This is a genomic window from Pseudomonas frederiksbergensis (genome assembly GCF_001952935.1).
GTDB lineage: Bacteria > Pseudomonadota > Gammaproteobacteria > Pseudomonadales > Pseudomonadaceae > Aquipseudomonas > Aquipseudomonas frederiksbergensis.
Genome location: NZ_CP018319.1, coordinates 3,333,303 through 3,350,238 on the forward strand (window position 1 = coordinate 3,333,303; position 16,936 = coordinate 3,350,238).

A 16,936-nucleotide genomic window follows, 5' to 3' on the forward strand; every position below is an offset into this window, starting at 1 on the left:
CAGGCTATTGAACAAGGTGGGACGTGTCTGCCTTGTCGAGTTTGACCTCAAAGCCATATTGCACGGTGGAGAGGTCGGTTCGTTGATAGGTTTCCAGGCGGGTTGGTTGCCCGTAGAAATAATGCACCCCCAATAATGCCGGGCCTTCCGCGCTCGCATCGTGGCTGACCGCCAGAATCTCCTTCAGATAATTGCCGCTGTCGTCCTTGGCGAAGAAACGCCAGTCCTGGGCGGGAAACTGCTTCAGATCAACCACCAACGCATTGCCTTTGAGCGTCAGCCCTTTGGGCAACTGGTGGGCGTCGATGGTTTTCTTTTCGATGCTGGCGAGAAACAACGGCATGGAGCCCACTGCGTAAGCCGGCGTTTCCGGAAACAGGTTCAAGTCGTAGGTGATAGTGCCGCGCAGGGGATCGACCTGATAAGCCTCAGGCGGCAATTCGATCGGCTCATCGCGCTTGCCGTTACTGTCCTCGGTAAAGAAGCTGACCGGGCTTTCGCCAGGGTTGAAGGAGGTGCCGAGCAGCTCATCATTGAAGCTTTTGGGATGATCGAAGTCGATACGCGCGGCGCTGGGGTCTTCGACCGACTGACTGATTCGGACGCTTTTTTTCAGTTGCTCCTCGCCAAGTGTGGCGCCCTTGAGCCAGCTCGGGGCTTGGTCGTCGTACACCACCACCGGCAGCGTCAGGGGCTGGAAGGTCTTTTGCGTGGTGTGTGGGTCGAAGCGAAGTACCGGCAGATTCAAGTCCTTGCGAGTCACCGTGGCCGATGAAAAGTCCAGTACGCTGACCTCAAGCGTTTCGATCGGCCCGTTGAAGTAGACCTTGGAATACTGTCGGCTCTGTTGCTTCTCAAAGGCGCGCTGTTCTTCCTCGAGCTGTTTTTCGAAGCTCTCGCTCCAGGCTTTCTGCTGTTGCATTTTCGCCAGTTGTTTTTGATAGAAGGCTATTTGTGCGGAGGTTTCGTTGATCGAGCCTGAGCGCGAGAGAAATTGCCCGGTGCTGTCCCTGGCCTGGACGATCAGCGGGTTCAACGGTATTTGGCTGACCTCCGGGGCCAGTGGCGCGCTGTTGTTGAATTCGATTTCGGCATAGTTGTTTGCAAGGTTGAGCAGGGTGACGCTGATGTTGTCGTTGGTGCGAGTCTGGCCAACGTCCTTTTTCGTCAGGTCGAAGCTGTAGAGCCGACCCGGCGCGATGACTTCCACCTTGCCTTGCAGGCTCACCGGTTGTGGCTGTTTCGTGTTTTCGACACCCAGGCCATCGATGAAGGGGTAGGTCACCGTCAGGTCTTCAGGGTTGGTCAGGTTTGAGCTCGATGGGCTCAGTTGAATTCCAGGATCGGTTTCTGACCATTCCGGTTGATACGGAATGACGCGTTTGTTGCTCAAAGTAACCGATTGCCATTCAAGACTATGGGGAAAGAGATACGCGGCCGGAATGTTGAAGTTGAAGGGGAATACCGGTTGCAGGTCGGTCAGGTAGTCGGAACTGGAATCCTTGTGCAGCACGAACAGACCGTTGATATACGTGTCGACCAAAGCCTGGGGCGTCGGATAGTGCTTGAGGATCGCGAGGGCGTCTTCGCCATATTCTGTTTCCACCGGTTTGCTGTCGAGCTTGAGTTGCGCACGCTCAAGCAACAACAGTGAGCCGCCAAGTTCAGCCACGGCATCCTTGAGCTTTGGGTCCTGAATCGCCTCCAGAGACTTCTCGAACTGCGCCGTCCTTTCCTCGAGGCTAACCTGGCGCTTCTCCTCGCTGGGTGAGCAGGCACTCATCAGCAAAGCCAGGCAAATTCCGGCGCTCGTTAAAGGCAATCGCACATCCATTTCCCGTCTTCCTGTCCGATGTCGCTGAGCTGTCATTGCTTTGGACACTAGCAGAAAAACCTTGTCACACACGCGCAGGTTGCGGATTTCCCAACGGTTTCTGTCTGCTTCTGGGTATGGACGGGCGGCTGGTATACTCGCAGCCATTTTCAACCCCACGTGTGAGAGTCAATGGAACGCTTTATCGAAAACGCAATGTACGCCAGTCGCTGGCTGCTGGCGCCAATCTACTTCGGTCTGTCCCTTGGGCTGCTGGCCCTGGCGCTGAAATTCTTCCAGGAAGTCTTCCACGTCATCCCTAACGTGTTCTCGATGGCCGAGTCGGATCTGATTCTGGTGCTGCTCTCGCTGATCGACATGGCGCTGGTAGGCGGTTTGCTGGTGATGGTGATGATTTCCGGCTACGAGAACTTCGTTTCCCAACTGGACATCGACGACGACAAGGAAAAGCTCAACTGGCTGGGCACCATGGATTCCTCTTCGTTGAAGATGAAGGTGGCTGCTTCTATCGTGGCCATTTCGTCCATCCATCTGCTGCGGATTTTCATGGACGCCAAGAACGTCGATCCCGAGCATTTGAAGTGGTACGTGATCATCCACATGACCTTCGTGATTTCGGCGTTTGCCATGGGCTATCTGGATAAGCTGACCAAGCACTGATCGCTTTTATCGCTATACCCAACCGCCCGACTGTTGCGAAACAGACGGGCGGTGTCGTTTATGGCTTGTACTTTGATGCGCCGAGGCCTATGCCTGTAATGATCTTGGCTCGCCACTGTGTGAGGTGTGTTCATGAACCTGCAAGAGTTGAATGCCTATGCCATCGCCGGGAAGATTGATGAACTCAACCTGATCTCGATGGAAGGCGGGATCTACCTGTTGGAAGCGCGGATGCATGGCGCGGCGTACCCATTGAGTGATGCCCGCGGCCAGATGTTTCATTTGCGTTCGGTCGAGCATGCGCGTGAAGTGCTTCATGCCTTTCCCAGCTTGCCGTTCAACCTTGTACACATTTCGGTTCATGACGAGATGTGTGGGCTCGGTGCCAGTTCCGAAGAGAGCCTGAAGGTACCCATCGCGTGGCAGCACTGACAGCTCTCATCAACTCAATGGCATCTGTGCTAGTCTGCTGGCCCTTTTGGTTCCGGGCGCTCCGGGGCGCGCTGTGTACGCACGGCGAGTTCCAGGGCCGTCCGCACAGCGGAGCAGTGTCATGTCCGAAGTAAATCTGTCCACCGACGAAACCCGCGTCAGCTACGGTATTGGCCGTCAGTTGGGCGACCAACTGCGCGACAACCCGCCACCGGGCGTTAGCCTGGACGCGATCCTGGCAGGGCTGACCGACGCTTTCGCCGGCAAGGAAAGCCGTGTGGGCCAGGAAGAAATGTCCGCCAGCTTCAAGGTCATTCGCGAAATCATGCAAGCTGAAGCAGCTGCTAAAGCTGAAGCGGCTGCTGGCGAAGGCCTGGCATTCCTGGCTGAAAACGCCAAGCGTGATGGCATCACCACCCTGGCTTCCGGCCTGCAATTCGAAGTGCTGACTCAAGGTGAAGGCGCCAAGCCAACCCGTGAAGATCAAGTACGCACTCATTACCACGGCACCCTGATCGACGGCACTGTGTTCGACAGCTCCTACGATCGTGGTCAGCCTGCAGAATTCCCGGTTGGCGGCGTGATCGCTGGCTGGACCGAAGCCCTGCAACTGATGAACGCCGGCAGCAAATGGCGCCTGTACGTGCCGAGCGAACTGGCTTACGGCGCTCAAGGCGTTGGCAGCATTCCGCCGCACAGCGTGCTGGTGTTCGACGTCGAACTGCTCGACGTTCTGTAATCCCTGGCCCGATGCTACGTCGGGCTAATGTGGGAGCGAGCCTGCTCGCGATAGCGGCATAACAATCGACTGAAATGTTGAATGCTAGTCAGCCTTCGCGAGCAGGCTCGCTCCCACAGTTTTTGCAGTGATCTTCATACCTCGAACTTTGTATTGAGATCATGAGACGGGCGCAATGCCCGGGCATAGCAGAACAGAAACAGATTGCGCACCAGTTCCTTGAGCACCACCGGCTCGCTGGAACTCAAGCCGTTGACGTCCAGATCACCCTGATCCTGCAGCTCGTTCAAGGCTTCTTCTTCAAGCACCGCACAGACTTCCCCGGTTTCCCGATGCAGGATCCTGAGGTAAGGGTGTGGGCGGTCCAGCCAGGCGTCGATCAAATAAGTCATGGGTCTCATCTCCATTGATGGGTTTCAATGAGAATAATTCTTATTCATCAAATAGCAAGGACCTATTGGCGGTTTGTGTTTTTTTAAGGGTAAAGGTTGCGTAAGGTCAAAACGGCTGGCGTTTGGCTATTGCGAGGGATTATTGGGCGACGCGGGAGAGGGTGAAGCACCATCCCACGCAGGACGCGGGATGGAATACAGCAGGCTCAGACTTTTCTGACGAACTCGGATTTGAGCTTCATCGGGCCGATGCCGTCGATCTTGCAGTCGATGTCGTGATCACCATCGCACAGGCGGATGTTCTTGACCTTGGTACCGACCTTGACCACCAGCGATGTGCCTTTGACCTTTAGGTCCTTGATCACGGTGATGGTGTCGCCGTCCTGCAGGACGTTGCCGACCGAATCCTTTTTCACGGTGTCATCGGACACTGCTTCGGCTTCGCCGCTGGCGGACCACTCGTGGGCGCACTCAGGGCAGATCAACTGGGCGCCGTCTTCGTAGGTGTATTCGGAATTGCATTTTGGGCAGGGTGGCAACGTGCTCACTAAAGCTCCTTGGATTGAGGATCGCTAAAAGTCGCACATTATATAGGGTTTTAGGCAGAAGAGGGCGTGGCGCTAAATAACCTGTGGGAGCGGCCCTGTATTTCAAAGATAAACCGCATGCAATGGGTTTACGACTGCTTCGCAGCCGAACGGGGGCAAGCCCCCTCGCCACAGGTCGCTCCCACAGGGGATGAATCAGTGCGTGCGGGCGACCGCAAACTCACTCAGCTCGACCAGAGCATCGCGGTACTCGCTGGCAGGCAGTGCATCGAGGCATTTGATCGCGCGGGCCACGTAGTCACGAGCCAGTTGCGCGGTGTAATCCAGCGAACCAGACGCTTCCACGGCTTCGCGGATGCTTTCCAGGTCTTCGATACCGCCTTTCTGAATCGCCTTGCGCACCAGTGCAGCCTGCTCCGGCGTGCCTTCGCGCATGGTGTAGATCAGCGGCAGGGTCGGTTTGCCTTCAGCCAGATCGTCACCGACGTTCTTGCCCAGGGTTTCGGCGTCGCCTTTGTAATCCAGCAGGTCGTCGACCAACTGGAACGCCACGCCCAGGTGATCGCCAAAGGTACGCAGGGCTTCTGATTGTTCCGATGTCGCTTCGCAAAGCGCGGCAGCACTGTGTGTCGAGGCCTCGAAGAGCATCGCGGTCTTGCCGCGGATGACTTCCATGTAGGTTTCTTCGGTGGTGCTGGCGTCACGAACCTTCGACAGCTGCAACACTTCGCCTTCGGCGATGATGCGCGTGGCTTGCGAAAGGATTTTCATCACCGGCATGGAGCCCAGTTCGACCATCATTTCGAAGGACCGCGAATACAGGAAGTCGCCCACCAGCACGCTCGGGGCGTTGCCCCACATGGCGTTGGCGGTCGAGCGGCCACGGCGCATGCCGGACATGTCGACTACGTCGTCATGCAGCAGGGTGGCGGTGTGCAGGAACTCGATGGTCGCGGCCAGCAGGCGCAGGTCATCGCCTTCGCGCCCCAGTGCCTTGCCACACAGCAACACTAATAGAGGACGCAGGCGTTTACCGCCAGCCGAGGTAATGTAATCGCCGATTTTCGATACCAGCGGCACTCGGGAAGTCAGCTGCTTCTTGATGATGCCGTCGACGGCGCTAAAATCGTCCGCCACCGCGCGGTAGAAAGCTTGGGGTTGCATCAGCGACAGTTGCTCCAGAAGGGTTGCGCGGCATGCTAGGACCCACGTCGGCGGGTGTCAAGGCACGATGGACGGCCTCTTGCATCGACTCGGCAGCTTGCGTACAATCGCGCACCCTGAACTTCCTGGGCAGCACCTGCCTTACGCAATTGCAAACAGGCCTTCCAGCCCAATGCAGCCATGCCAGCCAATACCTCTTCTTATAAAGAGCTGGGTGAGCAGGATTATCGGAGAAATACCATGTCGTACGCAGTAATTGTTACTGGTGGCAAGCAATACAAGGTCGCCCCAGGTGAATACCTGAAGATCGAAAAACTGGAAATCGCTACCGGCGAATCCGTAACTTTTGATCGCGTTCTGTTGGTCGCCAATGGCGATGACGTGAACATCGGCGCTCCAGTTGTTGCTGGCGCTACCGTTGTGGCTGAAGTGATCTCCCAAGGTCGTCACGATAAAGTCCGCATCATCAAGTTCCGTCGTCGTAAGCACCACATGAAGCGTATGGGCCACCGCCAGTGGTACACCGAGATCAAAATCACCGGTATTCAGGCTTAATTTCAGCCTAATTCCTCACTAGGAGAATTGACTCATGGCACACAAAAAAGCTGGTGGTAGTACCCGTAACGGTCGCGACTCAGAAGCCAAACGCCTTGGCGTGAAGATGTATGGCGGCCAGGTTATCATTCCGGGCAACATCATCGTGCGTCAGCGCGGCACCCAATTCCACGCCGGTTACGGTGTTGGCATGGGTAAAGATCACACTCTGTTCGCTAAAATCGACGGCGTGATCAAGTTCGAAGTAAAGGGCGCCTTCGGTCGTCGTTACGTAAGCATTGTCCCGAAGACTGAAGTCGTCGCGGCATAATTGCGTAGTTGCTGGAAAAGCCCTGTCTCGCGACGGGGCTTTTTCGTTTGTGGGGTGAGTCTCTTGCAAAGCTGTTTGTGATGGGCTCCAGCGCTGGATTTGCGGTCGTTGATTGAGGTCGCTGCGCTCATTTTTGCAAGAGTCTTATGTCTTAGTGTTTTTCGGCTCGTCCGTATGACGAGAGGCGTTTTGTTATGAAGTTTGTTGATGAAGTATCGATTCGAGTAAAGGCCGGTGACGGCGGCAACGGTTGCATGAGCTTCCGTCGCGAAAAATTCATTGAAAACGGCGGCCCGAACGGCGGTGATGGTGGTGATGGCGGCTCGGTCTACATGATCGCCGACGAAAACCTCAACACCCTGGTGGACTACCGTTACACCCGGCACTTTGATGCCGAGCGTGGTTCCAACGGCGGCAGCACTGACTGCACCGGCAAGAAAGGCGAAGAGCTGGTCCTGCGTGTTCCGGTCGGCACTACCGTCATCGACTCTGCCACCCAGGAAGTGATCGGCGACCTGACCAAAGCTGGCCAGAAACTGCTGGTGGCTCATGGCGGCTGGCACGGTCTGGGTAACACCCGATTCAAATCCAGTACCAACCGTGCTCCGCGCCAGACCACTCCGGGTAAACCGGGTGAGGCGCGTGACCTGAAGCTGGAAATGAAGGTATTGGCTGACGTCGGCCTGCTGGGCTTGCCGAACGCCGGTAAAAGTACCCTGATCCGCGCTGTATCGGCCGCCAAGCCGAAAGTCGCCGACTACCCGTTCACCACGCTGGTGCCGAACCTGGGTGTGGTCAGTGTCGATCGCTGGAAAAGCTTCGTGGTCGCGGACATTCCGGGCCTGATCGAAGGTGCTTCCGACGGCGCAGGCCTGGGGATTCGCTTCCTCAAGCACTTGTCGCGTACCCGTCTGTTGCTGCACCTCGTGGACATGGCGCCGCTGGATGACACCAGCGCTCCGGATGCTGCTGAAGTGATCGTCAGCGAACTGACCAAGTTCAGCCCGTCCCTGGCTGAGCGCGATCGTTGGTTGGTGCTGAACAAGTGCGACCAGATTCTTGAGGAAGAGCACGACGAACGCGTCAAGGAAATCGTAGATCGCCTGGAGTGGACCGGTCCTGTCTATGTGATCTCGGCGATCTCCAAGCTGGGTACCGAGCGTCTGTGCCACGACATCATGCGTTATCTGGAAGATCGTGCCGATCGCCTGGCTGCCGACCCTGCGTACAAAGAAGAGTTGGCCGAACTCGATCAGCGCATCGAAGACGAAGCCCGTGCTCAGTTGCAGGCCCTGGATGACCAGCGTGCCCTGCGCCGTAGCGGCGTGAAGTCGGTCCACGACATCGGCGACGATGATTGGGACGAAGAAGATGTGGATGACGAAGACGGTCCGGAAATCATTTACGTGCGTGACTGATTCGTTGCGATAAACTTAAACGCCGCTCACTGGAGCGGCGTTTTAGTATCTGGAAATCGATAGTTGGTCACGAATAACCACGAATAACGTTACGGGCAGTGCCAGGTCGCGCTGTCCTCAAGCTAAGGTTGAAGATGATGCGGAGCAAGGTGACAGGTGCGCGGCGTTGGGTCGTGAAGATCGGCAGCGCTTTGCTGACAGCGGATGGCAAGGGGCTGGATCGCGCGGCAATGAGTGTTTGGGTCGAGCAGATGGTGGCTTTGCATGAGGCTGGCGTCGAGCTGGTGCTGGTGTCCTCCGGGGCGGTGGCGGCCGGCATGAGCCGCTTGGGCTGGACCGTGCGACCCAGTGCGATGCACGAGCTGCAGGCCGCCGCCGCCATCGGTCAGATGGGGTTGGTGCAGGCCTGGGAATCGAGCTTTGCCGTGCATGGCCGGCATACCGCGCAGATTCTCCTCACTCACGACGACTTGTCCGACCGCAAGCGCTACCTGAATGCCCGCAGCACCTTGCGTGCGCTGGTCGAGCTGAAAGTTATTCCGGTGATCAATGAGAACGACACCGTGGTCACTGATGAAATACGTTTCGGCGACAACGACACCCTGGCGGCGTTGGTAGCCAACCTGGTCGAGGCTGACTTGCTGGTGATCCTTACTGATCGCGACGGGATGTTCGACGCTGATCCGCGCAATAACCCTGACGCCAATCTGATTTACGAAGCGCGCGCCGATGATCCGGCGCTGGATGCGGTGGCGGGCGGTACGGGTGGTGCGCTGGGTCGTGGTGGCATGCAGACCAAATTGCGTGCTGCGCGGCTGGCGGCTCGCTCCGGTGCGCACACCATCATCGTTGGTGGGCGTATTGAGCGCGTGCTGGATCGTCTCAAGGCTGGCGAGCGCATCGGCACCTTGCTGTCGCCCGAGCGCGGCATGCTGGCAGCGCGCAAGCAATGGCTGGCCGGGCATCTGCAAACCCGCGGCACGCTCGTGCTGGATGCTGGTGCGGTGACGGCGCTGTCCCAGGGCAACAAAAGTTTGCTGCCTGTGGGGGTCAAATTGGTCCAGGGCAGCTTCCGTCGTGGCGAGATGGTGGTTTGCGTGGCGCCGGATGGTCGTGAAATCGCTCGAGGCCTGGCCAACTACAGCGCGCTGGAAGCACAAAAAATCATCGGTCAGTCGTCTGAGGCGATTGTCGGTCTGTTGGGTTACATGGCGGAGCCGGAACTGGTTCACCGCGATAACCTGATCCTCGTCTGAAGGAGTACCTGAATGCGCGTGGCAAAAGGATTGTTGGGTCTGCTGTTGGCGATGCCGTTGCTGGCCTCGGCCGAGGAGATTGGTCAGGTGTCGACGGTGTTCAAGTTTGTCGGTCCGAACGACCGCATCGTCGTCGAAGCGTTTGATGATCCAAAGGTCGAGGGTGTGACTTGCTACCTGTCGCGGGCCAAGACGGGTGGCGTGAAGGGTGGTTTGGGGCTGGCTGAAGATCGCGCGGAAGCGTCTATCGCTTGTCGTCAGGTCGGACCGATCAGCTTCAAAGGAGAGTTGAAGGATGGTGACGAGGTGTTCAAGGAGCGCACGTCGCTGGTGTTCAAGACCATGCAGGTGGTGCGTTTCCTCGACAAGAAGCGCAATACGCTGGTGTACCTGGTCTATAGCGATCGCGTGATCGAGGGCAGTCCGCAGAATGCGGTCACCGCCATCCCAATCCTGCCGTGGGCGAGCGCTCAATAAGCTAGCGAAGATCCAAATTGTGGGAGTGAGCCTGCTCGCGAAGAGGGGGTGTCAGTCGGCATTAATGTCGTCTGACACGCCGCTTTCGCGAGCAGGCTCACTCCCACATTTTTTTGCGGTGCTTTTGCCAAATCGCAGGCAATAAAAAACCGACCCTGAGGTCGGTTTTTTAACAAGCTTATCGCTTATGCGGCAACAGCAAGGTTCAGAGCCTTGACGTGACCGTTCAGGCGGCTCTTATGACGAGCAGCCTTGTTCTTGTGGATGATGCCTTTATCGGCCATACGGTCGATAACTGGCACGGCCAGAACGTAAGCAGCTTGAGCTTTTTCAGCGTCTTTTGCGTCGATGGCTTTAACTACATTCTTGATGTAGGTACGAACCATGGAACGCAGGCTGGCGTTGTGGCTGCGACGCTTCTCAGCCTGTTTTGCACGTTTTTTGGCGGAAGGTGTGTTGGCCACCGTCGAGCTCCTCGAAAGACTTTTTAGGAAATAGCAAACAAAATAGGCCGCGAATCATGCCGATGAGTTGATGTCTTGTCAAGGGCGGTTGAGACGTTCCGCTAAGTGGTAGGTATAAAGAGGCGGGATATTTATTTCCGGCGCTTGACCTGTAAACTCGCGAGCTTTGGCTCTGTGCTGCTGCGGCGCGGAGTATCGCATAAGTAGGCGCTTTGTTCGCCTGCTGTTTATCGACAGGCACAAACTCTTTCAATGAATCTGCTCAAATCGTTAGCCGCCGTCAGCTCTATCACGATGCTTTCCCGGATTCTGGGGTTCATTCGTGACACTCTCATTGCGCGCATATTTGGCGCCGGGATGGCGACTGACGCCTTCTTTATCGCCTTCAAATTGCCCAATCTGCTACGGCGGATCTTCGCCGAGGGGGCTTTTTCCCAAGCATTCGTGCCGATTCTTGCCGAATATAAAAGCCAGAAGGGCGAGGAGGCGACGCGAACCTTCATTGCCTACGTCTCGGGCCTACTGACACTGGTGCTGGCGGTGGTCACCGCTTTGGGCATGCTCGCTGCGCCGTGGGTCATCTGGGCGACCGCGCCGGGTTTCGCCGATACGCCGGAAAAATTCGAGCTGACGGCCAGCCTGTTGCGCGTGACTTTTCCTTATATATTGCTGATCTCCCTGTCTTCATTGGCTGGCGCGATCCTCAATACCTACAACCGTTTCTCGGTGCCGGCCTTTGTACCGACACTGCTCAACGTCAGCATGATCGTCTTTTCGCTGTTCCTGACCCCGTACTTCGATCCGCCGGTGATGGCACTGGGCTGGGCAGTACTGGTGGGTGGTCTGGCGCAATTGCTCTATCAGCTGCCGCACCTGAAAAAGCTCGGCCTGCTGGTGTTGCCGCGCCTGAACCTGCGTGACAGCGGCGTCTGGCGGGTCATGAAACAAATGCTGCCGGCGATTCTCGGTGTGTCCGTGAGCCAGATTTCGCTGATCATCAATACTATTTTCGCCTCATTCCTGGTCGCCGGTTCCGTGTCCTGGATGTACTACGCCGACCGTTTGATGGAATTACCGTCCGGTGTGCTGGGCGTGGCGCTGGGCACGATTCTCCTGCCGACCCTGGCCAAGACCTACGCCAGCAAGGATCGCCAGGAATATTCGCGGATCCTCGATTGGGGGCTGCGCCTGTGCTTCATGTTGGTGTTGCCGTGCTCACTGGCACTGGGGATTCTCGCCGAACCGTTGACGGTTTCTTTGTTCCAGTACGGCCAGTTCAGCGCGTTTGACGCCTCCATGACCCAGCGGGCGCTGATCGCTTATTCGGTCGGTTTGCTTGGGATTATCGTGATCAAAGTGCTGGCACCGGGCTTTTATGCGCAACAAAACATCCGTACGCCGGTAAAAATTGCGATTTTTACCCTGGTCGTTACCCAGTTGTTCAACCTGGTGTTGATCGGCCCGCTGGCCCATGCTGGCCTGGCCCTGGCCATCAGCATCGGCGCGTGCATTAACGCCGGGCTGCTGTTCTATCAGCTGCGCAAACAGCAGATGTATGAACCGCAACCGGGTTGGGCGAAATTTGGCTTCAAACTGTTGATAGCGGTGTTGGTGATGTCGGCTGTGTTACTGGTCGGAATGCATTTCATGCCAGCCTGGGATCAGGGGCATATGCTGGAGAGGTTCCTGCGTCTGGGCGCATTGGTCGTTGCCGGTGTGGTGGCTTATTTCGGCATGTTGCTGTTGATGGGCTTCCGTTTGCGCGACTTCAATCGCAAAGCGCTGAGCTGAGGTCATGACCTCGATAAACACGGGCGAATCGACGGTTTTGTCGGCTCGATCACTTTGGGTTACGGTGTTGCCTGTCGTCGGCCGCCGGGTGTGGTTATAATCGACCACTTTATGAGCAAGAAGCGCGTTATGCAGCTGGTTCGAGGCCTCCACAACCTGCGCCCCCAGCATCGGGGCTGTGTCGCCACTATTGGCAACTTTGACGGTGTTCACCGCGGCCACCAGGCTATCCTGGCGAGGCTCCGTGAGCGTGCGCTCGAGTTGGGCGTGCCCAGCTGCGTGGTGATTTTTGAGCCGCAGCCGCGGGAGTTTTTCGCCCCGGACACGGCACCGGCCCGTCTGGCCCGGCTGCGGGACAAACTGCAGCTGCTGGCCGAAGAAGGTGTCGACCGGGTCCTGTGCCTGGCCTTCAACCAGCGCCTGAGCAAGCTCAGCGCCGCCGAATTCGTCGATACCATTCTGGTGGACGGCCTCGGTGTCCAGCACCTGGAGGTCGGTGACGATTTCCGTTTCGGCTGTGACCGGGTAGGGGATTTCGATTTCCTGCAACAGGCCGGCGTCCTGCAAGGTTTTACCGTCGAAGCAGCACAGACGGTCGTACTCGACGGTATTCGCGTCAGCAGTACCCAGGTCCGCAATGCCCTGGCTGCTGCCGATTTTGCCCTGGCCGAGCGACTGCTCGGGCGTCCGTTCCGGATTGCCGGGCGTGTCCTGCATGGCCAGAAGCTGGCGCGCCAGTTGGGTACGCCGACGGCCAACATACAACTCAAGCGTCGTCGCGTGCCGCTGACCGGGGTTTACCTGGTCAACGTCGACATCGACGGCAAGACCTGGCCAGGCGTCGCCAACATTGGCGTGCGGCCAACCGTTCAAGGTGATGGCAAGGCCCACCTCGAAGTGCATCTTTTAGATTTTGCCGGCGATCTGTATGACCGGCGTTTGACGGTGGTTTTCCACCACAAGCTGCGTGAAGAGCAGCGTTTCGCCTCTCTGGAGGCGCTTAAGACGGCGATCAATGCGGATGTTGCCGCCGCCCGTGCCCTGTCGCACCTAGCGCCAATCGCTAATGAAGAGCCTTAAATGACCGACTATAAAGCCACGCTAAACCTTCCGGACACCGCCTTCCCAATGAAGGCCGGCCTGCCTCAGCGCGAACCGCAGATTCTGCAGCGCTGGGACAGCATTGGCCTGTACGGTAAGTTGCGCGAGATTGGCAAGGATCGTCCGAAGTTCGTACTTCACGACGGTCCTCCGTACGCCAACGGCACGATTCACATCGGTCATGCGCTGAACAAGATTCTCAAGGACATGATCATCCGCTCGAAAACCCTCTCGGGTTTCGACGCGCCTTATGTTCCGGGCTGGGACTGCCACGGTCTGCCGATCGAGCACAAAGTCGAAGTGACCCACGGCAAGAACCTGGGCGCGGACAAGACCCGCGAACTGTGCCGTGCCTACGCCACCGAGCAGATCGAAGGCCAGAAATCCGAATTCATCCGTCTGGGTGTATTGGGCGACTTTGCCAACCCGTACAAGACCATGGACTTCAAAAACGAGGCCGGTGAAATCCGTGCCTTGGCAGAAATCGTCAAGGGCGGTTTCGTGTTCAAGGGCCTCAAGCCTGTGAACTGGTGCTTCGACTGTGGTTCGGCTTTGGCTGAAGCAGAAGTCGAGTACGAGAACAAAAAGTCCTCGACCATCGACGTGGCGTTCCCGATTGCCGACGAAGCCAAACTGGCTGCCGCTTTCGGTCTGCCGTCGCTGGGTAAACCCGCTTCGATCGTGATCTGGACCACCACCCCGTGGACCATCCCGGCCAACCAGGCGTTGAACGTTCACCCGGAATTCAACTACGCCCTGGTCGACGTCGGCGACAAACTGCTGGTGCTGGCTGAAGAGCTGGTCGAGTCGTGCCTGGCCCGTTACAACCTGGAAGGCTCGGTCATCGCGACCACCACCGGTAAAGAGCTGGACCTGATCAACTTCCGTCACCCGTTCTACGATCGTCTGTCGCCGGTTTACCTGGCCGACTACGTTGAACTGGGCGCTGGCACCGGTGTGGTTCACTCCTCCCCGGCCTACGGCGTGGACGACTTCGTGACCTGCAAGAAGTACGGCATGGTCAACGATGACATCATCAATCCGGTTCAAAGCAACGGCGTTTACGTACCGTCGCTGGAATTCTTCGGCGGCCAGTTCATCTGGAAGGCCAACCCGGCCATCGTCGACAAGTTGACCGAAGTCGGTGCGCTGCTGCACACCAGCATCATCGAACACAGCTACATGCACTGCTGGCGTCACAAGACCCCGCTGATCTACCGCGCCACCGCGCAGTGGTTCATCGGCATGGACAAAGAACCTGTGACCGGCGACACCCTGCGCAAGCGGGCGATCAAAGCCATCGAAGAGACCAAGTTCGTTCCGGCCTGGGGCCAGGCACGCCTGCACTCGATGATCGCCAACCGTCCGGACTGGTGCATCTCCCGTCAGCGCAACTGGGGCGTGCCGATTCCGTTCTTCCTGAACAAGGAAAGCGGCGAGCTGCACCCACGTACCGCCGAGCTGATGGAAGAAGTCGCCAAGCGCGTCGAAGTCGAAGGCATCGAAGCCTGGTTCAAGATGGACGCCGCCGAGTTGCTCGGTGACGAAGCGCCGCAGTACGACAAGATCAGCGACACCCTGGACGTCTGGTTCGATTCGGGCACCACGCACTGGCATGTTCTGCGCGGTTCGCACTCGATGGGCCACGAGGCCGGTCCACGTGCCGACCTGTACCTGGAAGGTTCGGACCAACACCGCGGCTGGTTCCACTCGTCGTTGCTGACCGGTTGCGCCATCGACAACCACGCGCCATACCGCGAGCTGCTGACCCACGGCTTCACCGTCGACGAGTCCGGCCGCAAGATGTCCAAGTCCCTGGGCAACGTGATCGCGCCGCAAAAGGTCAACGACACCCTGGGCGCCGACATCATGCGTCTGTGGGTCGCTTCCACCGATTACTCGGGTGAAATGGCGGTTTCCGAGCAGATCCTGCAGCGCAGTGCGGACGCCTACCGGCGGATCCGTAACACCGCGCGCTTCCTGCTCTCGAACCTGACCGGTTTCAACCCGGCCACCGACATCCTGCCGGCCGAAGAAATGCTGGCGCTGGACCGTTGGGCCGTGGACCGCACCCTGCTGCTGCAACGCGAGCTGCAAGAGCACTACGGTGAATACCGCTTCTGGAACGTCTACTCCAAGATCCACAACTTCTGCGTGCAGGAACTGGGCGGTTTCTACCTCGACATCATCAAGGACCGTCAGTACACCACTGGCGCCAACAGCAAGGCGCGCCGTTCGGCGCAAACCGCGCTGTATCACATCTCCGAAGCGCTGGTGCGCTGGATCGCGCCGATCCTCGCGTTCACCGCTGACGAACTGTGGGAATACCTGCCGGGCGAGCGTAACGAATCGGTCATGCTCAACACCTGGTACGAAGGCCTGACCGAGCTGCCGGAAAACGTCGAGCTGGACCGCGCCTACTGGGAGCGGATCATGGCGGTGAAGGTCGCGGTCAACAAGGAAATGGAAATCCAGCGCGCGGCCAAGGCCGTCGGTGGCAACCTGCAAGCCGAAGTGACGCTGTTCGCCGAAGAGGCGCTGAGCGCCGACCTGGCCAAGCTGAGCAACGAACTGCGCTTCGTGCTGATCACCTCGACCGCCACCGTTGCACCGTTCGTTCAGGCGCCGGCCGATGCCGTGGTCACCGAAGTCAGCGGTTTGAAACTGCAAGTGGTCAAGTCGAGCCACGCCAAGTGCGCCCGTTGCTGGCACTGCCGTGAAGACGTCGGCGTGAACCCGGAACATCCGGAAATCTGCGGTCGTTGCGTCGACAACATCAGCGGCGCTGGCGAGGTTCGTCACTATGCCTAATGCCGTTGGCCGTTTCGGACGGCTGAGCTGGCTCTGGTTGAGTTTGCTGGTCCTGGTCATCGACCAGGCCAGCAAGTTCTACTTCGAAGGCAAGCTCGAGATGTTCCAGCAAATCGTGGTGATCCCCGATTTGTTCAGCTGGACCCTGGCCTATAACACGGGTGCGGCATTCAGCTTCCTGGCCGACAGTTCCGGCTGGCAGCGCTGGTTGTTTGCCCTGATCGCTGCAGTGGTCAGTGGCGTGCTGGTGGTATGGCTCAAGCGCCTGGGGCGTAACGAAACCTGGCTGGCCGTCGCTTTGGCGCTGGTGCTGGGTGGCGCGCTGGGTAATCTGTACGACCGCATTGCCCTGGGCCATGTGATCGATTTCATTCTGGTGCATTGGCAGAACCGCTGGTATTTCCCGGCGTTCAACTTTGCTGACAGTGCAATCACTGTCGGTGCCGTAATGCTTGCGCTGGACATGTTCAAAAGTAAGAAAACCGGAGAAGCCGTTCATGACTGAACAGGTATTGGCTGAGCAACGCATCCGCCAGAACACGGAAGTCACCTTGCACTTTGCACTGCGCCTGGAGAACGGCGACACGGTCGACAGCACCTTCGACAAAGCCCCGGCGACCTTCAAGGTCGGCGACGGCAACCTGTTGCCAGGTTTCGAAGCAGCGCTGTTCGGCTTCAAGGCTGGCGACAAGCGTACGCTGACGATTGCGCCGGAAAACGCTTTTGGCCAACCCAACCCGCAGAACGTACAGATCATCCCGCGCTCGCAGTTCAAGGACATGGATCTGTCGCCTGGCTTGCTGGTGATCTTTAACGATGCAGCCAATACTGAGTTGCCTGGTGTTGTGAAAGAGTTCGATGACGAGCAAGTGACCATCGACTTCAACCACCCGCTGGCCGGCAAGGCATTGACCTTTGACGTCGAGATCATCAACGTCAAATCGCTGTAACTGACCTGACACGGTCAAAAATGTGGGAGCGGGC

18 protein-coding genes are annotated in these 16,936 nt (G+C 57.9%); 13 read left to right on the forward strand and 5 right to left on the reverse strand.

Annotated elements, in window-relative coordinates; translation table 11 throughout:
* Positions 1 to 4: 4 nt before the first annotated feature.
* Positions 5 to 1,834 (reverse strand): hypothetical protein, encoded by a 1,830-nt coding sequence (locus tag PFAS1_RS15430; protein ID WP_076029689.1) that lies wholly within the window; start codon positions 1,832 to 1,834, stop codon positions 5 to 7.
* A 171-nt stretch (positions 1,835 to 2,005) separates the two neighbouring features.
* Here PFAS1_RS15430 and PFAS1_RS15435 point away from each other — a divergent pair, with 171 nt between their 5' ends.
* The 3 genes from PFAS1_RS15435 (at position 2,006) to PFAS1_RS15445 (ending at position 3,665) form a co-directional block, all read left to right on the forward strand.
* On the forward strand, positions 2,006 to 2,494 hold the full coding sequence (locus PFAS1_RS15435) for a TIGR00645 family protein (RefSeq protein ID WP_033054284.1): 489 nt from the start codon (positions 2,006 to 2,008) through the stop codon (positions 2,492 to 2,494).
* A 132-nt stretch (positions 2,495 to 2,626) separates the two neighbouring features.
* A complete protein-coding gene (locus PFAS1_RS15440) occupies positions 2,627 to 2,926 on the forward strand; it encodes a DUF6482 family protein (protein ID WP_074871044.1) in 300 nt (99 codons plus the stop codon).
* A gap of 121 nt (positions 2,927 to 3,047) precedes the next feature.
* Positions 3,048 to 3,665 (forward strand): FKBP-type peptidyl-prolyl cis-trans isomerase, encoded by a 618-nt coding sequence (locus PFAS1_RS15445; protein ID WP_046048787.1) that lies wholly within the window; start codon positions 3,048 to 3,050, stop codon positions 3,663 to 3,665.
* Between the two features lie 134 nt (positions 3,666 to 3,799).
* Here the strand turns inward: PFAS1_RS15445 and PFAS1_RS15450 are convergent, their stop codons facing one another.
* The 3 genes from PFAS1_RS15450 to PFAS1_RS15460 all read right to left on the reverse strand — a co-directional run bounded on the left by PFAS1_RS15450 (position 3,800) and on the right by PFAS1_RS15460 (position 5,769).
* Positions 3,800 to 4,057 carry a PA4570 family protein gene (locus PFAS1_RS15450; protein WP_018925879.1) on the reverse strand — a complete coding sequence of 86 codons (258 nt, stop codon included), beginning with the start codon at positions 4,055 to 4,057 and terminating at the stop codon, positions 3,800 to 3,802.
* Positions 4,058 to 4,263: 206 nt separating this feature from the next.
* The gene (locus PFAS1_RS15455; RefSeq protein WP_008154270.1) at positions 4,264 to 4,605 is read right to left on the reverse strand and encodes a zinc ribbon domain-containing protein YjdM; all 342 of its coding nucleotides are present in this window, start codon (positions 4,603 to 4,605) and stop codon (positions 4,264 to 4,266) included.
* Positions 4,606 to 4,800: 195 nt separating this feature from the next.
* Positions 4,801 to 5,769, reverse strand: a complete 969-nt coding sequence (locus tag PFAS1_RS15460) for a polyprenyl synthetase family protein (protein ID WP_033054288.1) — start codon at positions 5,767 to 5,769, stop codon at positions 4,801 to 4,803.
* A 240-nt stretch (positions 5,770 to 6,009) separates the two neighbouring features.
* Between PFAS1_RS15460 and rplU the strand changes: the two genes are divergently transcribed.
* The 5 genes from rplU (at position 6,010) to PFAS1_RS15485 (ending at position 9,785) form a co-directional block, all read left to right on the forward strand.
* Positions 6,010 to 6,324 (forward strand): 50S ribosomal protein L21, encoded by a 315-nt coding sequence (gene rplU, locus PFAS1_RS15465; RefSeq protein ID WP_003176051.1) that lies wholly within the window; start codon positions 6,010 to 6,012, stop codon positions 6,322 to 6,324.
* 34 nt (positions 6,325 to 6,358) lie between these two features.
* Entirely contained in the window at positions 6,359 to 6,634 is a 276-nt protein-coding gene (gene rpmA / locus PFAS1_RS15470) for a 50S ribosomal protein L27 (RefSeq protein WP_017340859.1), read from the forward strand.
* Positions 6,635 to 6,828: 194 nt separating this feature from the next.
* Positions 6,829 to 8,052: an Obg family GTPase CgtA gene (gene cgtA, locus PFAS1_RS15475; RefSeq protein ID WP_076029690.1), complete on the forward strand. Its 1,224-nt coding sequence runs from the start codon at positions 6,829 to 6,831 to the stop codon at positions 8,050 to 8,052.
* A 137-nt stretch (positions 8,053 to 8,189) separates the two neighbouring features.
* The gene (proB, locus tag PFAS1_RS15480; RefSeq protein ID WP_076029691.1) at positions 8,190 to 9,308 is read left to right on the forward strand and encodes a glutamate 5-kinase; all 1,119 of its coding nucleotides are present in this window, start codon (positions 8,190 to 8,192) and stop codon (positions 9,306 to 9,308) included.
* A gap of 12 nt (positions 9,309 to 9,320) precedes the next feature.
* Positions 9,321 to 9,785, forward strand: a complete 465-nt coding sequence (locus tag PFAS1_RS15485) for a CreA family protein (RefSeq protein ID WP_076029692.1) — start codon at positions 9,321 to 9,323, stop codon at positions 9,783 to 9,785.
* A gap of 185 nt (positions 9,786 to 9,970) precedes the next feature.
* Here the strand turns inward: PFAS1_RS15485 and rpsT are convergent, their stop codons facing one another.
* On the reverse strand, positions 9,971 to 10,249 hold the full coding sequence (gene rpsT, locus PFAS1_RS15490; protein ID WP_008154937.1) for a 30S ribosomal protein S20: 279 nt from the start codon (positions 10,247 to 10,249) through the stop codon (positions 9,971 to 9,973).
* Between the two features lie 252 nt (positions 10,250 to 10,501).
* Here rpsT and murJ point away from each other — a divergent pair, with 252 nt between their 5' ends.
* The 5 genes from murJ to fkpB all read left to right on the forward strand — a co-directional run bounded on the left by murJ (position 10,502) and on the right by fkpB (position 16,902).
* Positions 10,502 to 12,040 carry a murein biosynthesis integral membrane protein MurJ gene (gene murJ / locus PFAS1_RS15500; protein WP_076029693.1) on the forward strand — a complete coding sequence of 513 codons (1,539 nt, stop codon included), beginning with the start codon at positions 10,502 to 10,504 and terminating at the stop codon, positions 12,038 to 12,040.
* Between the two features lie 129 nt (positions 12,041 to 12,169).
* The gene (ribF, locus tag PFAS1_RS15505; RefSeq protein ID WP_074871032.1) at positions 12,170 to 13,120 is read left to right on the forward strand and encodes a bifunctional riboflavin kinase/FAD synthetase; all 951 of its coding nucleotides are present in this window, start codon (positions 12,170 to 12,172) and stop codon (positions 13,118 to 13,120) included.
* The gene (ileS, locus tag PFAS1_RS15510) at positions 13,121 to 15,952 is read left to right on the forward strand and encodes an isoleucine--tRNA ligase (RefSeq protein ID WP_076029694.1); all 2,832 of its coding nucleotides are present in this window, start codon (positions 13,121 to 13,123) and stop codon (positions 15,950 to 15,952) included.
* Positions 15,945 to 16,457: a signal peptidase II gene (gene lspA / locus PFAS1_RS15515; protein WP_074871028.1), complete on the forward strand. Its 513-nt coding sequence runs from the start codon at positions 15,945 to 15,947 to the stop codon at positions 16,455 to 16,457. Before ileS ends, lspA begins: the two co-directional genes overlap by 8 nt.
* 7 nt (positions 16,458 to 16,464) lie before the next feature.
* A complete protein-coding gene (gene fkpB, locus PFAS1_RS15520; protein WP_174553778.1) occupies positions 16,465 to 16,902 on the forward strand; it encodes an FKBP-type peptidyl-prolyl cis-trans isomerase in 438 nt (145 codons plus the stop codon).
* Positions 16,903 to 16,936 lie beyond the last annotated feature (34 nt).

Bases quoted from the DNA above. Each gene is read 5' to 3' on its own strand.
- murJ (WP_076029693.1), top strand. From the start codon at position 10,502: ATGAATCTGCTCAAATCGTTAGCCGCCGTCAGCTCTATCACGATGCTT.
- PFAS1_RS15450 (WP_018925879.1), bottom strand. From the start codon at position 4,057: ATGACTTATTTGATCGACGCCTGGCTGGACCGCCCACACCCTTACCTC.
- lspA (WP_074871028.1), top strand. From the start codon at position 15,945: ATGCCTAATGCCGTTGGCCGTTTCGGACGGCTGAGCTGGCTCTGGTTG.
- PFAS1_RS15460 (WP_033054288.1), bottom strand. From the start codon at position 5,769: ATGCAACCCCAAGCTTTCTACCGCGCGGTGGCGGACGATTTTAGCGCC.
- ribF (WP_074871032.1), top strand. From the start codon at position 12,170: ATGCAGCTGGTTCGAGGCCTCCACAACCTGCGCCCCCAGCATCGGGGC.
- PFAS1_RS15430 (WP_076029689.1), bottom strand. From the start codon at position 1,834: ATGGATGTGCGATTGCCTTTAACGAGCGCCGGAATTTGCCTGGCTTTG.
- proB (WP_076029691.1), top strand. From the start codon at position 8,190: ATGCGGAGCAAGGTGACAGGTGCGCGGCGTTGGGTCGTGAAGATCGGC.
- rplU (WP_003176051.1), top strand. From the start codon at position 6,010: ATGTCGTACGCAGTAATTGTTACTGGTGGCAAGCAATACAAGGTCGCC.
- PFAS1_RS15445 (WP_046048787.1), top strand. From the start codon at position 3,048: ATGTCCGAAGTAAATCTGTCCACCGACGAAACCCGCGTCAGCTACGGT.
- PFAS1_RS15435 (WP_033054284.1), top strand. From the start codon at position 2,006: ATGGAACGCTTTATCGAAAACGCAATGTACGCCAGTCGCTGGCTGCTG.
- PFAS1_RS15440 (WP_074871044.1), top strand. From the start codon at position 2,627: ATGAACCTGCAAGAGTTGAATGCCTATGCCATCGCCGGGAAGATTGAT.
- ileS (WP_076029694.1), top strand. From the start codon at position 13,121: ATGACCGACTATAAAGCCACGCTAAACCTTCCGGACACCGCCTTCCCA.
- cgtA (WP_076029690.1), top strand. From the start codon at position 6,829: ATGAAGTTTGTTGATGAAGTATCGATTCGAGTAAAGGCCGGTGACGGC.
- rpmA (WP_017340859.1), top strand. From the start codon at position 6,359: ATGGCACACAAAAAAGCTGGTGGTAGTACCCGTAACGGTCGCGACTCA.
- PFAS1_RS15485 (WP_076029692.1), top strand. From the start codon at position 9,321: ATGCGCGTGGCAAAAGGATTGTTGGGTCTGCTGTTGGCGATGCCGTTG.